Genomic DNA, 17,194 nt, shown 5'->3' with positions numbered 1-17,194 from the left:
ATGGGGTGTGACTCAAGGCTGCTTGCGGTGGGCCAGAATCGAGGCCAACACCGCCGATTCCCTGTGGGAGCCGTCGAGCCCCGGCGAGGCCGCGAAGGCGGTGGGTCAGGCCCTAAATTCATTGGCAATGCCGCCTTCGCGGCCTCGCTGGGGCTCGACGGCTCCCACATTTGATCTTTGGGGCGGCGGATTATGGGGTGTGACTCAAGGCTGCTTGCGGTGGGCCAGAATCGAGGCCAACACCGCCGTTCCCCTGTGGAAGCCGTCGAGCCCTGGCGAGGCCGCGAAAGCGGTGGGTCAGGCACTAAATTCATTGGCAATGCCACCGCCTTCGCGGCCTCGCCGGGGCTCGACGGCTCCCACATTTGATCTTTGGGGCGGCGGATTATGGGGTGTGACTCAAGGCTGCTTGCGGTAGGCCGGTATCGAGGCCTACACCACCGATCCCCTGTGGGAGCCGTCGAGCCCTGGCGAGGCCGCGAAGGCGGTGTGTCAGGCACTAAATTCATCGGCAATGCCGCCGCCTTCGCGGCCTCGCTGGGGCTCGACGGCTCCCACATTTGATCTTTGGGGCGGCGGATTATTGGGGTGTGACTCAAGGCTGCTTGCGACAGGCCGGTATCGAGGCCGACACTGCCGATCCCTTGTGGGAGCCGTCGAGCCCCGGCGAGGCCGCGAAAGCGGTGTGTCAGGCACTAAATTCATTGGCAATACCGCCGCCTTCGCGGCCTCGCTTGGGCTCGACGGCTCCCACATTTGATCTTTGGGGCGGCGGATTATGGGGTGTGACTCAAGGCTGCTTGCGGTAGGCCCGTATCGAGGCCAACACCGCCGATTCCCTGTGGGAGCCGTCGAGCCCTGGCGAGGCCGCGAAAGCGGTGTGTCAGGCACTAAATTCATCGGCAATGCCGCCGCCTTCGCGGCCTCGCTGGGGCTCGACGGCTCTCACAGGAGGGGATCGGGGCGTTTGCTCGGACTCGTTTAATGCCCACGACAATCCGTGTAGCGCCAGCGAGTCTGCGATGGCGGTGGCGCTGTCTAGAGCAAGACCCGCTGAAGGTAACCCTCAAGAACGTCAACCTGCGCGGATGAAACAATCGCGGCGATATACCCGTCAGGGCGCACCAGCACCCAGTCACCGAGCGCCAGTTCATAAGCGCGCTGAAAGTGTCCCTGCGCATCGATCATGTCGCCTTGCAGGCCGAACCGATGGATATGCAGCCCCGGCCGCGCGGCCACTGAGCCGCGTTTTACCCCGTACCCGAGCAATGTCCAATGCGTGCCCTGGAAGAGGTTGAACAGTCGCAACGATTGGCCTGCCGCACCCCGGATCGGAGCATCCGGTGCCCGGTCGCCGGCGCGCAGGCTGGCGGTACGTGTCGGCTGCGCCAGGGCCAGCGAGGACTGCGGGTAGCCGATATCCAGCTGGTGCACTTCCCTGCCCCGGCGCAAGTCGCCGTTGGCCATCGCGCCCAACAGTTGGGTGGCCAGGCCGAGTACGGATGCGGCGACGGGACGGCGCTCTGCCTCGTAGCTCTCGAGCAGATCATCGGATGCGCCGTGAGCCGCCGCGGCGAGTTTCCAGCCGAGGTTGTAGGCGTCCTGCACGCTGGTATTGAGGCCCTGGCCGCCGGTGGGTGGATGGATATGGGCGGCGTCGCCCACCAGCAACACACGGCCGACGCGGTAGTGGTCGGCCAAGCGCGCATTCATGCTGTAGGCCGATGCCCAGGACACGCAATGCACTTCAATATCCTCACGCCCGGTGCGCTGGGCGATGAGCGCCGTCAGCCCTTCTGCACTCATGTCGACATCAACCTCCAGAGGAATCGGGCCCTGGATCTGGAACAGATCGGTGCCGGCCAACGGGCATATCGCGACTTGTCGCTGCACATCGCCCTCGCCAAAACGGTGCCAATGGTCACGCGACAGCCCGGTGAGCACCACGTCCGCCACCAGCGCGCGTACGCCCAGCGTCCTGCCAGGAAAGCCAATCTGCAGCGCATGCCGCACAAAACTGCGACCGCCATCGGCGCCCACCAGCCAGCGCGCGCGAACGGTGTCGGCGCCCGTCGGCCCCATCACCTGCGCCGTGACGCCGTCATCGTCCTGGACAAAGTCCAGCAGTTCACAGCCGAATTCAGGCCGATGCCCCAGCTCCAGCAGACGCTCGCGCAGCACTTGCTCAGTCAGAAATTGCGGCACCATCAGCGGCTGTTGATAGGGCTCGGCCGGTGTCGCAGGATGCTGCGCGATAGAATTGCCGTCACTGAAGCTGCCATCGTCGCGGTGGCGCCGTTCAGTCGGATAGACTCCCCCCATTGCCACCAGGCGGTCGAGAATCCCCAGGTCTTCGAAGACTTCCTGTGACCTTGGCTGGATGCCCTTGCCGCGCGAGCCATGGAACGGCTGTGGGCTCTTCTCGATCAGACGGAAGGTGATGCCCCGTCTGGCTAAGTCGATCGCGAGGGTCAAGCCGGCAGCACCGGCACCGCAAATCAGTACATCGACAGCGCATCGCTCGTTCATACGGGCCACCTATATGTGCAATACGCACATATTAAGAGGGAGAAGCACAGTGTCAATTAAAAATGTGCAAAGCGCATATATATCCGCCCAACTGCGCGACCTGCATGGATCGCTGGTGGAAATCGTCGGCGTGATGAATCGCCCGCAACGCGACGAGGCGATGGTGCGCGAAGCCGGGATTTCCCTGGATCGCGCGCTGTTTCCGCTGCTTGTGCTGGTGGAGCGGCTGGGCCCGATTGGCGTGGTCGAACTGGCCGATCGTGTTGGCCGCGACTACACCACCGTAAGCCGGCAGGTGGCGAAACTGGAAAGCCTCGGCCTGATCCTGCGCCAGGAAAGTGCAGCGGACCGCCGCGTGCGTGAGTCGGTGATTACCGACAAGGGCAAGGCCATGACGGACCGTGTCGATGAGGCGCGGGAGAGGATCGGCCAGTCGATCTTCTCGACCTGGGACGAGGGTGATTTCGACAACCTGGTGCGGCTGATGCGCAAGTTTGCCGAGGACATCAAGGACGATTCAGTGCGGGCGACGAAGGGGATGAAATGAAGCCATCCACTGCGCTCTGGTGAGCCAAGCTGAGTTGTTGAGGCAAGCGGGCATCCTATGGTGAGCGGGATTGTTGTGGCGAGCGGGCTTGCCCCGCGTTGGGCTGCGCAGCAGCCCCAAACCCAACCCCTCGGTTTACCTGAAACAGCGCAGTGATCTTGAGAGGGGCCGCTGCGCGCCCCAACGCGGGGCAAGCCCGCTCACCACAACAGGATCGCTAGCCACAACAGGCCCGCTAGCCACAGGAAGCCACTCACCACAACAAACCCGCCAGCACATAGGCACAACCGCCCCGCGCCCTATCAATCCACCCCCAACTCCACCACCCCGCCGTTCAACCGCACCGGCCATACCCGCAACCGCTGGTCCGGCGCCTCAAGGCATTGACCGTCCTGCAGCCGATAATGCTGCTTGTAGATCGGCGCAGCCACCACCAGTTGGCCCTTGATGCTGCCGACCAGGCCACGGCCGATGACGTTCGCGCCGGACTGCGGGTCATGGTTGTCGATGGCGTACAGCGTCTGGTCCGGCGCCTGCGGCAGGTAGAACAGCGCCACCTGCACGCCGTCGACCCATACCACCACGCCGGAATTGCTCACCAGGTCTTGTTCGGTACACACGCGTTTCCAGCTGGCCAGGTGTCGCTGGCTATTGGGCTGGCTCATCAGGCAATCTCCTCGGTGACGGCAATCAGGTTGAGTTCGGCGGCCATGATCGGCCGGCGCTGGCCGCGTTCCTGCACAAAGTGAATGTCCGGATCAGCGCGCTTGTCGTTGACGAACGTGCGGAAGCGCTTGAGTTTCTCCGGGTCCTTGAGGGCGTTGGCCCACTCGCATTCATAGCGGTCGACCACCCGTTGCATCTGCGCTTCAAGTTCCGCGCCGAGGCCCAGGCTGTCGTGCACGATCACGTCCTTGAGGAACTCCAATCCGCCCTCCAGGCTTTCGCGCCACACCGAGGTGCGTTGCAGCTTGTCGGCGGTGCGGATGTAGAACATCAGGAAGCGGTCGATGTACTGGATCAGCGTGGCGTCATCTAGGTCGGTGGCGAACAGTTCCGCATGGCGTGGGCGCATGCCCCCGTTGCCGGCGATATACAGGTTCCAGCCCTTCTCGGTGGCGATCACGCCGACGTCCTTGCTCTGCGCTTCGGCGCACTCGCGGGTGCAGCCCGACACCGCGAATTTGAGCTTGTGCGGCGAGCGCAGGCCCTTGTAGCGGTCTTCGATCAGCAGCGCCATTTTCACGCTGTCCTGCACACCGTAGCGGCACCAGGTGCTGCCCACGCAGGACTTCACCGTACGCGTGGACTTGCCATACGCATGCCCGGTTTCAAAGCCGGCGGCGATCAGCTCGGCCCAGATGTCCGGCAGCTCATGCAGTTGCGCGCCGAACAGGTCGATGCGCTGGCCGCCGGTGATCTTGGTGTAGAGGTCGTATTTCTTCGCGACCTCGCCGATCACGATCAGCTTGTCGGCGGTGATCTCACCGCCCGGAATACGCGGGACCACCGAGTAGGTGCCGTTCTTCTGCATGTTGGCCATGAACGTGTCGTTGGTGTCCTGCAGCGGCACCAGGGACGGGTCCATGATCGGCTGGTTCCAGCAGGAGGCGAGGATCGAACCCACCGCCGGCTTGCACACATCGCAGCCGGTGTGGCCACGCCCATGCTTGGCCAGCAGCTCCTCGAAGGTGCTCAGCCCTTCCACCCGCACCAGCGCATACAACGCCTGCCGGGTGTGGGCAAAGTGTTCGCACAGGCTTTTATCGACACTGACGCCACGCGCGATCAGCTCATGCTCGAACACCTGCTTGAGCAACCCGGCGCAGCCGCCACAACCGGTGCACGCCTTGGTCTGGGACTTGAGCACGTCGAGGTCGCTGCAGCCGCCGTCGATGGCCGAGCAGATCGCGCCTTTGGTGACGTTGTGGCACGAACACACCGTGGCCGATTCCGGCAACGCGCCAGGCCCGAGTGTCGGTGCGCCGCTGGACGACGGCAGGATCAGGCTCGCCGGTTCCGCCGGCAACGCGATGCGGTTCTGGAGGTATTGCAGCAAGGTGTCGTAGTAGCTGTTGTCACCGACCAGCACCGCGCCGATCACGTGCTTGCCGCTCGCATCCACCACCAGGCGACGGTAGCTGGCGCTCGCCTCGTCGATAAACTGGTAGCTGCGCGCGCCGGGCGTGTGGGCATGCGCATCGCCGATGGAGCCGACGTCGACGCCAAGCAATTTGAGCTTGGTCGACATATCGGCGCCCACAAAAGGCTCGGCGGCCTCCCCGCTCAATAACGCTGCCACGCCGCGGGCCATCTGGTAGCCCGGCGCGACCAGGCCGAACAGGCTGCCGTTCCAGGATGCGCACTCGCCAATCGCGTAGATGTTTGGGTCGCAGCTCAGGCATTCGTCGTTGATCACCACCCCGCCGCGCGGGCCGATCTCCAGCCCGGCCTGGCGAGCCAAGGCGTCCTGGGCGCGGATACCGGCAGAGAACACGATCAGGTCGGTTTCCAGATACGCCTCACCGGCGAAGTTCATGCGGTAGCGGTACTGCTCGCCCGCACTGATCGATTGAGTGGCGCGCGACAAATGCACGCCGACGCCGAGGCGTTCGATCTGGGCCTTGAGCGCCAGGCCGCCAAAATCATCCAGCTGCACCGGCATCAGGCGCGGCGCGAACTCCACCACATGGGCTTCCAGGCCCAGGCTCTTCAAGGCGTTGGCGGCTTCCAGGCCCAACAGGCCGCCGCCAACCACCACGCCGCGTCGGGCATTGGCTGCCGCCGCGCGAATGGCGTCGAGGTCTTCAAGGGTACGGTAGACCAGCCGCGAATCGCCTTCGGCGCCTTCAATCGGCGGCACAAACGGGAAGGAACCGGTAGCGAGCACCAACTTGTCGTAGGCCACGCAACCATTGGCGGTGATGACCTCGCAACGGGCGCGGTCGATTTCCAGCACCGGCACGCCGAGGTGCAGGGTAACGCCCGGCGTCTGGTACAGCGACGCCTCGGACAGTGCCAACGATTCGGCATCGCGGCCGGTGAAGTATTCGGAAAGGTGCACACGGTCATAGGCACGCATCGGCTCTTCGCTGAACACGTGCAACCGATAATGCGCCAGCGCGCCGCGCTCGATCAGTTGCTCCACACAGTGGTGGCCGACCATGCCATTGCCGACGACGATCAGGGTTTTCATCTGTTTATTCATTCCAAGCACCCGGCAACGTTCATCACGGTTTTAAAAGCAAAAAAAAACGCCTGAAACCTTGCGGTTCCAGGCGTCTTTGCCTGTTCTTCTGCGGGATCGGATCGGCGACTGCGCCGGCTCTGCCGCGATTGCCCCTGGTGTCGATCGTCGTTGACCGAGATGGGTTGAGGATGAACTTGCAGGCGGCGTGCCAACCCGCCCAGGTGCCCGTAACAGCCACACCCGGCGCCTCCTCTGCCCCTCCAATACGCCGAATCCCGCCTCCAACTGGTGCGCCCTGCTTCATAACTGCGCACTGGAGCGTTTATGTGGCGAGGGTGCTGGCTCTCGTTGGCGTGCGTAGCGCACCGAGGATTTTGGCGCCTCTGCGCAGCCCGGCGGGAGCCAGCGCCCTCGCCACGACACGTGAGCCCGCCTGCGTTCAAACCTGGCGCGTGACTTGCTAGGAACCCCACATACAGCAGTCAACGCTGACTGCCCAATCACGACAAAGGCGCCGTGCAATCCCCGTTTCCAACGGAGGGTTGCAGGGCGCTTTTTTTATGCCGGGCACAAAGCAGTCGAGGGGTACGGATGGCAATTCAAAGCGTGCGCAGCGTGTGCCCTTATTGTGGTGTGGGCTGCGGCATCGTCATGCAGATCGAGCGCAACAAGGTGGTCAAGGTGATCGGCGACAAGGCCCACCCCACCAACTTCGGCCGCCTGTGCACCAAGGGCACCACCTGCGGGCAAGCCATTGCCGAGTCCGGCCGCATGGAAAACGCCTACGTGCGTCAGGCGCGCGCTCACGACCCGGTGCGCATCGGCATCGACACGGCCATCAGCGACACAGCCAGCCGTTTGCGCCACATCCTCGACACCCACGGGCCCGACGCGCTGGCGTTCTACGTGTCCGGGCAAATGTCCCTGGAAGCCCAATACCTGGTCAACAAACTCGCCAAGGGGTTTGTGCGCACCCAGCACATCGAGTCCAACTCGCGCCTGTGCATGGCCAGCGCCGGCAGTGGCTACAAGCTGTCCCTGGGCGCCGATGGGCCTCCGGGATCCTATGCAGATTTCGACCGCGCCGACCTGTTCTTCGTGATCGGCGCGAATATGGCCGACTGTCACCCGATCCTGTTCCTGCGCATGATGGACCGGGTCAAGGCCGGGGCGAAACTCATCGTGGTCGACCCCCGACGCAGTGCCGCGGCGGACAAGGCCAACCTGTTCCTGCAGATCGCCCCCGGCACCGACCTCGCCCTGCTCAACGGCCTGTTGCACCTGCTGGTGAAAAACGGCCACACGGACCCGGCCTTTATCGCGGCCTTCACCGAAGGCTGGGACGCCATGCCCGGTTTCCTCGAGGACTACTCGCCGGCGCGGGTTGCACAACTGACCGGCCTGGCTGAAGCCGACATCCGCCAAGCCGCCGCCTGGATCGGCCAGGCCGGCGATTGGATGAGCTGCTGGACCATGGGCCTCAACCAGAGCACCCACGGCACCTGGAACACCAACGCGCTGTGCAACCTGCACCTGGCCACCGGCGCGATCTGCCGCCCCGGCAGCGGGCCGTTTTCCCTCACCGGCCAGCCCAACGCCATGGGCGGGCGCGAAATGGGCTACATGGGCCCGGGCCTGCCGGGGCAGCGCTCGGTGCTGGTCGAGGCCGACCGCGCCTTTATCGAAGACCTCTGGCAACTGCCCGCAGGCAGCCTGCCGCGCCAGGTCGGCGGCGGCACCGTGGCGATGTTCGAGCAGATGGCCGCCGGGCAGATCAAGGCCTGCTGGATCATCTGCACCAACCCGGTGGCCAGCGCGCCGAATCGACGCAAGGTCATTGAAGGTTTGCAGGCCGCCGAACTGGTGATCACCCAGGACGCCTTCCTCGACACCGAGACCAACCGCTACGCCGACATCCTGTTGCCCGGCGCACTCTGGGCCGAAGCCGAAGGCGTGATGATCAACTCCGAACGCAACCTGACCCTGATGCAGAAAGCCGTCGACGCCCCCGGCGAGGCCTTGCCCGACTGGCAGATCATCGCCCGGGTCGCCTGCGCGATGGGCTTTGCCGAGGCCTTCACCTACACCTGCGCCGGCGACGTCTTCGAGGAAATCAAGCGCGCCTGGAACCCCAAGACCGGCTATGACATGCGCGGCGCCAGCCATGCCCGCCTGCGCGAAACGCCCTTGCAATGGCCCTGTACATCCGCCGATGGCGCCGACCGCAACCCGATCCGCTACCGGCATGGCGACACACTCAAGTTCGCCACCGAAACCGGCAAGGGCCAGTTCCTCGCACGTCCGCACATGCCGCCGGCGGAGATGCCCGATGCGGCGTTTCCCTTTGTGCTCAACACCGGCCGCCTGCAGCACCAGTGGCACACCCTGACCAAGACCGGCAAGGTCGCCACGCTGAACAAACTCAACCCCGGCCCGTTCGTGGAACTGCACCCCGAAGACGCCGCGCAACTGGGCATCAAGGACCAGGACCGAGTCGAAATTCGCTCATCACGCGGGCATGCCGTGCTGCCTGCGGTGGTCACCGACCGCGTGCGGGCGGGCAACTGTTTTGCGCCGTTTCACTGGAACGATGTGTTTGGCGAACACCTGGCGATCAATGCAGTGACCAACGACGCCGTCGACCCGATTTCGCTGCAGCCGGAATTCAAGTTCTGCGCCGTGGCCCTGACACGGATCGAGCTGATCGATCATCAGTTCCTCGACGCGCCCAAACCCGCAACCTGCGTTATCCCCCCTTCAGCAGAGGACCTCACCATGTCGCGCCTCGACGCCTTCGCCGATCTCGCGGGCCTGCGCAACGTGCCGGCGCCGGCACTCAGCGACAGCGAACGCACCTACCTTGCGGGCTTTCTCAGTGGCCTGCGCGCCAGCAGCGGCCACGAAACCGGCGTACCGGTGATGCCGGCGCAGGCCCCCTTGGCCAAAGACACTCGGTTGTGGCTCGACGGCCTGCTGGGTGGGCTGTTCAGTCGTGCGCAAGCGGGCGAAGCCAGCGCCCTGCCCGGCCCGGCCGTCACCCTGCTGTGGGCCTCGCAAACCGGCAACGCCGAAACCCTGGCCGAGCGCTGTGCCCAACGCCTGCGTGACGCCGGCATAGAGGTGGTGCTCAGCGCCATGGCTGACTTCCCCGCCAGCAGACTCGCCAGTACCCACACCCTGGCCCTCATCACCAGTACCTTCGGCGACGGCGACCCACCGGACAACGGCGAAAGTTTCTGGCACAGCCTCAGCAGCGCCGACACTCGCCTTGAATCGTTGCGCTATGCGGTGCTGGCGCTGGGCGATCCCAATTACGACCAGTTCTGCAAGCACGGCAAACAGCTCGACCAGCGCCTGCAGGAATTGGGCGCCACCCGCCTGCTGGAACGCGTCGACTGTGACACCGAATTCGAAAGCCGTGCCGACGCCTGGCTGGCGCAATTGCAGCAAACCCTCAACCCGGCAAAACCTGCAGCGCCCGCCACACCCGCCGGCAAAACCAAGCTGTTTGGGTCACGGCTGCTGCTCAACCGGCACTTGAACCCGCAGAGCGCGCACAAGGAAACCCGCCAGTTCGCCCTCGACCTGGCCGACTCCGGGCTGAGCTATGAAGCCGGCGATGCGTTAGGGGTGATGCCGCGCAACTGTCCGGAACTGGTCAGCGAACTGCTCGACCTGACTCGCCTGCGCGCCAGCACCTGCGTGAATGTCGACACCTTCGGCGAAGTGGCCCTGCAACAGGCGCTGACCCAGCACTTCGAAATTGCCCGTCCCAGCAGCGACACGCTTGCGTTTATCGCCGAGCGCAGCGCCAATCCGGGCCTCAAGCAGTTGCTCGAACCCGAGCGCAAAGCCGAGCTGAAGGACTGGCTGTGGGGCCGACAGCTGGCGGACGTGCTGCACCACTATCCAATTGAATGCACGGCGCAGGAGCTGCTCGGCACCCTCAAGCGCCTGCAACCGCGCCTGTATTCAATCGCCTCCAGCGCCAAGGCTTATCCGCGCGAAGTCCATCTCACGGTGGCTGCGGTGCGTTATGGCCGGCGCAAAGGCGTGTCGTCGACCTTCCTCGCCGACCGCGCCGGCGACGCCGAGGTGCCGGTGTTTGTGCAGCCGTCGCGGCACTTTCGGACACCCACCGACGGTGATGTGCCGATGATCATGATCGGCCCCGGCACCGGTGTGGCGCCGTTCCGCGCGTTTTTGCAGGAACGCCGGGCACAGGGGCATCAAGGCCGCAACTGGCTGTTCTTCGGTGAACAACATGCGGCCAGCGATTTTTACTACCAGGAGGAACTGCAAGACTTGCAGCACGATGGCCTGCTGACCCACCTGAGCCTGGCGTTTTCCCGCGACCAGGCGCAGAAGGTCTACGTGCAGGACCGCCTGCGCGAACACGGTGCGGAGCTGTGGCGCTGGTTGCAGGAAGGCGCGCAGCTGTATATCTGCGGTGACGCCAGCCATATGGCCAAGGATGTCGACCAGGCACTCCGTCAGATCGCGCAAACCCACGGCGGGCTTGGCGCGGAGAGCGCGGCGGAGTACTGGCGCGCATTGAGCGAGCAGAAGCGTTATCTGCGTGATGTGTACTGATTGGATACAGAACAATAAGCATTTTGTATTGTGTACAAAAAACCCTAAAGATTTATCCGACCCGGGCCGAAACAGCAGGCATAGCAAATCGCCGCCACTCTAGGTTGGACGGCGTCGATTTGGCCGCCCTCCACGCTGATGGTCGTCTCGATGAAAATAAAAAATAAGCTTGTACTCGCGTTTGTCTCGGTCGCATTCATCCCGGTAAGCCTGGTCGCCGTGATTTCGGTGATGAACACGCGGACCCAGGCCGTCGATCAGTTCATCGACGGCAGCACGCGGGAAATCCGCCAGATCGATGGCAACATCCGGCAGTTCTTTGATGGCACGCTGCAAAACGTCGATCAAATGGCCACGGATCCTGTATACACTTCCGTGAACACCCTGAAGAACTATCAACCCGCCGATGCCGCCAGCCAGCCTATGCCGGCCGAGGCCCAAGCGATGATCGAGCGCTTCGCGCGCTTCGGTGCCACGCACCCGGCGGCGGCCATCCTGTCCATCGGCCTGGAAGACGGCACCTACGTGAAATGGCCGGATGACCCGCAGCTGGCCAAGTACGATCCGCGCACACGCCCCTGGTACAAGGCGGCAATGGCCAGCCCCGGCAAGACCGTACGCACCCCTGCGTACTATTACGACAAGGACGACGTGGCCCTGGTCGGCACTGCGCGCGCCTTGCTGGATAACAGCGGCAAGGCCAAGGGCGTGTTCGTGGTCAGCGTGTCGCTGAAGAACCTCACCGAGTTGGTCAAGAGCATCAAGCTCGGCGAAAGCGGCTACGTGATGCTGATCGAAGACGGCGTGGTGCTGGTCGACCCGCGCGACGCCGCCCACAGCTTCAAGCCACTCAAGGACCTCGGCGCCGCTTATGCGCAACTGGCCGCGACGCCCCAGGGTTCCACCGAGGTCGAGATCGACGGCGTGCGCTATATGGCTAACGTCTGGACTTCCCCGGGCCTGGGCTGGCGCTACATCGGCCTGATCGAACATCGCGAAGTCATGGCCGAAGCCATGCGCATGACCTACCTCACCGCCGTCATCGTCGGTGTGCTGGTGTTGATCTTCGGGCTGATCGCCGCGGCGTTCTCCAAGGTCATCGTCAAGCCCATCGGCCAGGTCAGCACCGGCCTGCAGTCGATCGCCCAGGGCGAAGGCGACCTGCGTCATGAGCTGCAGGTGCAGGGCAAGGATGAAACCGCCGAACTGGCCGGCTGGTTCAATAAGTTTCTCGCCGCCATTCGCCAACTGATCCAGCATATCGGCGCGGCGTCGGCCAACTTGCAGAACGCCTCGAAGGTCAACAGCGAAGTGGCGCACAACATGAACGAGGCCGCCGGGCGCCAGCGCGAAGCGGTGGAACTGGTCTCCACCGCGTTCAACGAAATGGTCGCCACCGCCAACGAAGTCGCGCGCTCCTGCAGCGGCGCGGCGGAGTCTGCCGAGAACGGCCACCGCCGTGTCGCCGAGGGCAAGCAGCAGATCGAAGTCACCACCGACAACGTCAACCGCCTGGGCCGCCGCCTGACCGAATCGTCGCAGGCGATGGTCGAGCTGGAGGCCGGCAGTCGCAGCATCAATCAGATCCTCGGCACCATTCGCGCGATTGCCGAACAGACCAACCTGCTGGCGCTGAATGCCGCCATCGAGGCCGCCCGCGCCGGTGACCAGGGCCGTGGTTTTGCCGTGGTCGCCGACGAGGTGCGCGCGCTGGCCAAGCGCACCTCCGACTCCACCGGCGAGATCGAGCAACTGCTCGGCACCCTGGAAAACAAGACCCAGGAAGTCACGCAAAAGATGGGCAGTTGCCTGGACCTGTCACGCGCGAGTGTGTCGTCCATCGAAAGCGCGCGCGACAGTTTTGAAGGCATCCAACTGTCGGTCAACGAGATCCGTAACCAGAACCTGCAGATCTCCGCCGCCGCCGAGGAACAACACAGCGTCGCCGAAGAGATCAACCGGCATATCCAGCAGATCTACGACGAGGCGCGACTGGTGGAAAGCCTGGCCAACTCGGCGCAGGACGACTCCGGACGGCTGTCGAACCTGTCGGATGAGCTGAATGGGTTGGTGGGCCGCTTCAAGTCCTGATGAACGCCGAGATCTGTTGCCACATGGCACGCGGGTTGGAATACATCGGGAAGTGCCCGCACTCGGCAATCGGCGCCAGGCGCACACCGTGTGCCTGGATATGCGCGAGGTAGGACAGCCCGGCGTTCTGCTCGCCGTACATGAACAGACGCGGGCACGGCAGGCCGAGGAACTTGTCCATCAGCCCGGCGTTATCCGACAGTTCCACCATCGACTGGAAAATCCCGAGCACCGCGCCGGCCCGCACCTTGTGGCGCAGGCTGGCCGAGTACAGCGCGCTGGCATACGCCGGGGCCTTGCGGGTGCGCTCGATAAAGGCGCGGAAAAACGCCTCGGGATCGTCCGCCGGGTAGTCGACGATCTGGCGGCTGAGGAAGCAGTCTTCCGGGGCGATGTTGCCCTCTATGTCGGTGAAGCTCAGCACACGCCCGGGAAAACGGTGCGCCAGCATCAGCGCCGTCAGGCCGCCCATGGAGTGGCCGACCAAATGAAAGCGCTCGATCTGGAAATGCGCCAGCACCTGCAACGCGGTGTCGAGCAGGAACGGGATGCTGATCTTCGTCAGGTCGGGGCACTGGCTTTCACCGCATCCGGGGGCGTCGTAGGCAATGAACGGGTGCCCGTCGAACGCCGGGTGCAGGTCGATATCGGCGTAGTCTTCCTTGGTCGAGCCAAACCCGTGCAGGAACACGATGGGCGCGCGGTCGCCAGCGCGATGGATCGCGGCGATGTCCAGCGATACGCCGTCTACCGTCAGCGGCAAGTAGGTGTGAGTGAACGACATGGTGGGGTTTCCTGGAACAGACAGCCCGGCAATTTCAGCGGTTTGCTGCCGGCTGTAAATGACGGATAACGGAACGCATTCATACGCCAATCGTATGGGTCTGGAAGTGCTCGATCAGCTCGCTGACCAGCGGGTTGGGCCGTTCGGTGTTCCAGGCGACTGCGGTGGTCACCACGTTGAGTTTCTGCGTCAGGGCGCGCAAAACCACGTTGTCCGGCGCCAGTTTTTTCAGCGCTGCCGGCACCAGCGCAATGCCCTGGCCGCAGCTGACAAAGGCGATTTGCGAGGCCACCGAGCGCACTTCGTGCAGGACCCGTGGCGAGAAACCACTGGCACGGCAGGTGGCGATGAGGTTATCGAAGTACACCGGGCTGACCTTGCGCGAAAACATCACCAGCGGCTCGCTGGCCAGGCTCGACAGGCTGATGCGCGTGCGCGACGCCAAGGGGTGATTGCTGGGCAAGGCCACCATCAGGCGATCCTCGCGCAGCGGCAGCGACTGGATCGCCGGGCCGAGGTCGCCGTCCAGCCGGGCGAAGGCCAGGTCGATGTCACCCGCTTCCAGGGCCGGCACCGCCTCGACGCTGTCGATCTCGCGCACCGACACGGTGAGGTGCGGGTAGCGTTGCTTGAGTTGGTCGATCAAGCCAGGCAACACATCGAACATCGCCGTGGAAATCGCACCGATGGTCAGCATGCCGGACTGCCCCGCTACCGCCTCTTCGACCGCCAGCTCCAGGCGCTCCAGCTGCTCGGCAAACTTGCGCACCGCCGGCAGGATCGCCGCGCCGACCGGCGTCAACTTCGCCCCACGCCGCGAACGCTCGAACAAGGTGACTTTGAGCGCCTGCTCCAGCACCTGGATCTGCTCGCTCAACGGCGGCTGCGACATCCCGAGACGCTTGGCGGCGCGGCCGAAGTTCTGCTCTTCGGCAACGGCGAGGAACAGCCAGAGGTGGCGAATCAGGCGGAAGTTGATCATGGGCGGTCCATAGGCTGTGCGTATGTAATGATGCGTTGATCGCCAATATACCTATCATTGGTGTCGACCGGCATGGGTGTTTTGATCACCGGTTTCCTCGGGCGCGGTTATGGGGCTCGGACTCCAGCTACCCCACCGCCCAACTGTAGGCGCTGTCGCGCTTTAGCGAGGCTGCGAAGGCGGCAGTACTGACAGCCCTTCGGTGCCTGACCCACCGCCTTCGCGGCCTCGCTAAAGCTCGACGGCTCCCACAGGAGAGCGCCTGTGTGAGTGGGATCTTCTGCAGCAAGCCAGCACAGGGGTCCGCGATATTCAGCAGTATATGAAGGGGATTTGAGCAGCACCTTGCCCCACAGGGAGGTGTGCTGTGTGGCTGGGATTTGAGCAAGCACCGGGTTTCGCTGTGTGGCTTGGATTCCAGCTACCCCACCGCCCCACTGTGGGAGTTGTCGAGCCCCAGCGAGGCTGCGAGGGCGGCGGCACTGACAACCCTTCAGTGCCTGACCGACCGCCTTCGCGGCCTCGCTAAAGCTCGACGGCTCCCACAGGAAAGCGCCTGTGTGGGTGGGATCTTCTGCAGCAAGCCAGCACAGGGGTTCGCGATATTCAGCAGTATATGAAGGGGATTTGAGCAGCACCTTGCCCCACAGGGAGGTGTGCTGTGTGGCTGGGATTTGAGCAAGCACCGGGTTTCGCTGTATGGCTTGGATTCCAGCCACCCCACCGCCCAACTGTAGGAGCTGTCGAGCTTTAGCGAGGCTGCGAAGGCGGCAGTACTGACAGCCCTTCTGTGCCTGACCCACCGCCTTCGCGGCCTCGCTAAAGCTCGACGGCTCCCACAGGAGAGCGCCTGTGTGAGTGGGATCTTCTGCAACAAGCCAGCACAGGGGTTCGCTATATTCAGCAGTATATGAAGGGGATTTGAGCAGCACCTTGCCTCACAGGGAGGTGTGCTGTGTGGCTGGGATTTGAGCAAGCACCGGGTTTCGCTATGTGGTTAGAATTTCAGCCACCCCACCGCCCAACTGTGGGAGTTGTCGAGCCCCAGCGAGGCTGCGAAGGCGGCGGCACTGACAACCCTTCAGTGTCTGACCCACCGCCTTCGCGGCCTCGCTAAAGCTCGACGGCTCCCACAGGAGGATGAGTCACCATCCAGTCCAGGAACGCCTGCAACCGGGTACAGAACTGGTCGCCCGCCGCACTCGGGTTCCTGGCTTCAAACAGAAAGAACGCCACATGAGTAACCCTGGCCGGGTACCGCTGGACGAACAGCGCCACATATTCTTCCAGCGTCTGCGGCCATGTCACTGCCGACTCAGCACTCAAGACATGCGTCGCCCTGATCAACTTGCGAGACGCCTCGCGCTGCAAACGAAGGCGCTCCTGCTCAGTGCCGGCCTGTGCGATGCGGGTGAGGTAGGCACCCAACACCTCGGCGAAGTCCGCATTCACCGCTGACGCAATCTCACGGCAGGGCCGAAACCGCTCGAACTGCAGCGACAGGTCGTCACCCCACAGGCAGCGGCAGTGATGCTTGAGCCAGAAACCCCAACTGTTGCGGTGCTCAGCCGACAACACCTGCGCACGGCTGCCGATATCGAAATCTATCTTGATGACCTCGGGATGCCGCCGCTCCAGCGCAAGGCGCAGCACCTCCAGTTGCTGCACACTCTGCGCAGTCGGCGGCTCGCGCAGGACCAGCGTCAGGTCCAGGTCGCTGACACCCGGTGTGGCCTCGCCGCGCGCGACACTGCCATACAGGTAAATACCGTCCAGCCCCAACGACGGCAGCGACAACGAGCTGCACACATCCGCCAGCAACGCCTGGAACGCCGGCTGCACGGGCACCTGGCCTACCGTCAGGATAAAGCCCTCGGCATCAAGGCCGGTGGAATGTACGGTACTCACGGACGATGCACCTCGATCACCAGTCCTTCCTCCGCACTCGGCACACAGAAATGGCGGGTGATCAGCTCAAACTCGGCATCGGTGGCGGCGAAGTCATGCTCGCCACGTGCATTGCGTGCGTGCAGCCGCGCGCGGCAGCTGGCGTCATCGAGTTCCAGGTAATGCAGGCAGTGCGGCGCCCCGGCGGCCTGCGCCAACCCCAGCAGTGCTGCGCGATTGGCCAGGGTGTTGGCAGGAAAATCCAGTACCACATTGACGCCTGCTCCCAGCAGATCAACCACCAGCGGCCCCAACACTCCTTGAATCCGTTGGGCGCAGCGCAGGTAGTCGGCGATCGACAGCACTTCACCCGGGTATAAGCGGGCGAGCCAGGCATCTTCGCTGAGCAGGATGGCCGCGTGCTCGGCCGCCAAGGTCTTGGCCAGTGTCGACTTACCGGCGGCGATCTTGCCGCACAGCAGGTGCAGGGTAGGCATGGGCACAGCTCCATTGTCTGAATCAAGGACGCCAACGCTGCCACATTTTTGCCCCGCGTGTCGAAGCACAGCGGTGCACGCTCGATCAATTAAG

General features: G+C 63.9%; 10 protein-coding genes and 1 pseudogene. 4 read left to right on the top strand and 7 right to left on the bottom strand.

The annotated features are described in order from the left end of the window. Positions 1-1,038: 1,038 nt before the first annotated feature. Complete coding sequence (locus BBG20_RS24580; protein WP_065908054.1) at positions 1,039-2,529, bottom strand: FAD-dependent oxidoreductase; 1,491 nt, start codon at positions 2,527-2,529, stop codon at positions 1,039-1,041. Between the two features lie 49 nt (positions 2,530-2,578). Here BBG20_RS24580 and BBG20_RS24575 point away from each other — a divergent pair, with 49 nt between their 5' ends. Continuing rightward, entirely contained in the window at positions 2,579-3,076 is a 498-nt protein-coding gene (locus tag BBG20_RS24575; protein ID WP_226939970.1) for a MarR family winged helix-turn-helix transcriptional regulator, read from the top strand. 302 nt (positions 3,077-3,378) lie between these two features. Here BBG20_RS24575 and nirD read toward each other — a convergent pair whose 3' ends face one another. After that, entirely contained in the window at positions 3,379-3,741 is a 363-nt protein-coding gene (gene nirD, locus BBG20_RS24570) for a nitrite reductase small subunit NirD (RefSeq protein ID WP_065908050.1), read from the bottom strand. Beyond that, positions 3,741-6,284: a nitrite reductase large subunit NirB gene (gene nirB / locus BBG20_RS24565; RefSeq protein ID WP_065908049.1), complete on the bottom strand. Its 2,544-nt coding sequence runs from the start codon at positions 6,282-6,284 to the stop codon at positions 3,741-3,743. The genes nirD and nirB overlap by 1 nt, the downstream gene beginning before the upstream one ends. A 573-nt stretch (positions 6,285-6,857) precedes the next feature. Between nirB and BBG20_RS24560 the strand changes: the two genes are divergently transcribed. From BBG20_RS24560 to BBG20_RS33560, 3 genes and pseudogenes are all read left to right on the top strand, one after another. After that, on the top strand, positions 6,858-10,859 hold the full coding sequence (locus tag BBG20_RS24560) for a bifunctional nitrate reductase/sulfite reductase flavoprotein subunit alpha (protein ID WP_065908047.1): 4,002 nt from the start codon (positions 6,858-6,860) through the stop codon (positions 10,857-10,859). 138 nt (positions 10,860-10,997) lie between these two features. Continuing rightward, positions 10,998-12,095, top strand: a pseudogene (locus BBG20_RS33565) (cache domain-containing protein); the annotation flags it as partial. Between the two features lie 87 nt (positions 12,096-12,182). Further along, positions 12,183-12,950, top strand: coding sequence for a methyl-accepting chemotaxis protein (locus BBG20_RS33560; protein WP_404940351.1), 768 nt, complete (start codon positions 12,183-12,185; stop codon positions 12,948-12,950). Here the strand turns inward: BBG20_RS33560 and BBG20_RS24550 are convergent. The 4 genes from BBG20_RS24550 to BBG20_RS24535 all read right to left on the bottom strand — a co-directional run bounded on the left by BBG20_RS24550 (position 12,940) and on the right by BBG20_RS24535 (position 17,100). Further along, the gene (locus BBG20_RS24550) at positions 12,940-13,734 is read right to left on the bottom strand and encodes an alpha/beta fold hydrolase (protein ID WP_065908044.1); all 795 of its coding nucleotides are present in this window, start codon (positions 13,732-13,734) and stop codon (positions 12,940-12,942) included. The two genes, BBG20_RS33560 and BBG20_RS24550, sit on opposite strands and share 11 nt — an antisense overlap. Positions 13,735-13,813: 79 nt before the next feature. Further along, entirely contained in the window at positions 13,814-14,716 is a 903-nt protein-coding gene (locus BBG20_RS24545; RefSeq protein ID WP_065908043.1) for a LysR family transcriptional regulator, read from the bottom strand. A 1,113-nt stretch (positions 14,717-15,829) separates the two neighbouring features. Then, positions 15,830-16,624 carry a nucleotidyltransferase domain-containing protein gene (locus tag BBG20_RS24540; RefSeq protein ID WP_065908041.1) on the bottom strand — a complete coding sequence of 265 codons (795 nt, stop codon included), beginning with the start codon at positions 16,622-16,624 and terminating at the stop codon, positions 15,830-15,832. Continuing rightward, positions 16,621-17,100 carry an AAA family ATPase gene (locus BBG20_RS24535; RefSeq protein ID WP_065908039.1) on the bottom strand — a complete coding sequence of 160 codons (480 nt, stop codon included), beginning with the start codon at positions 17,098-17,100 and terminating at the stop codon, positions 16,621-16,623. The genes BBG20_RS24540 and BBG20_RS24535 overlap by 4 nt, the downstream gene beginning before the upstream one ends. Positions 17,101-17,194: the final 94 nt, after the last annotated feature.

It is taken from the genome of Pseudomonas aylmerensis, from assembly GCF_001702265.1.
Lineage (GTDB): Bacteria > Pseudomonadota > Gammaproteobacteria > Pseudomonadales > Pseudomonadaceae > Aquipseudomonas > Aquipseudomonas aylmerensis.
This window is presented reverse-complemented; position numbering and strand designations above follow the sequence as displayed.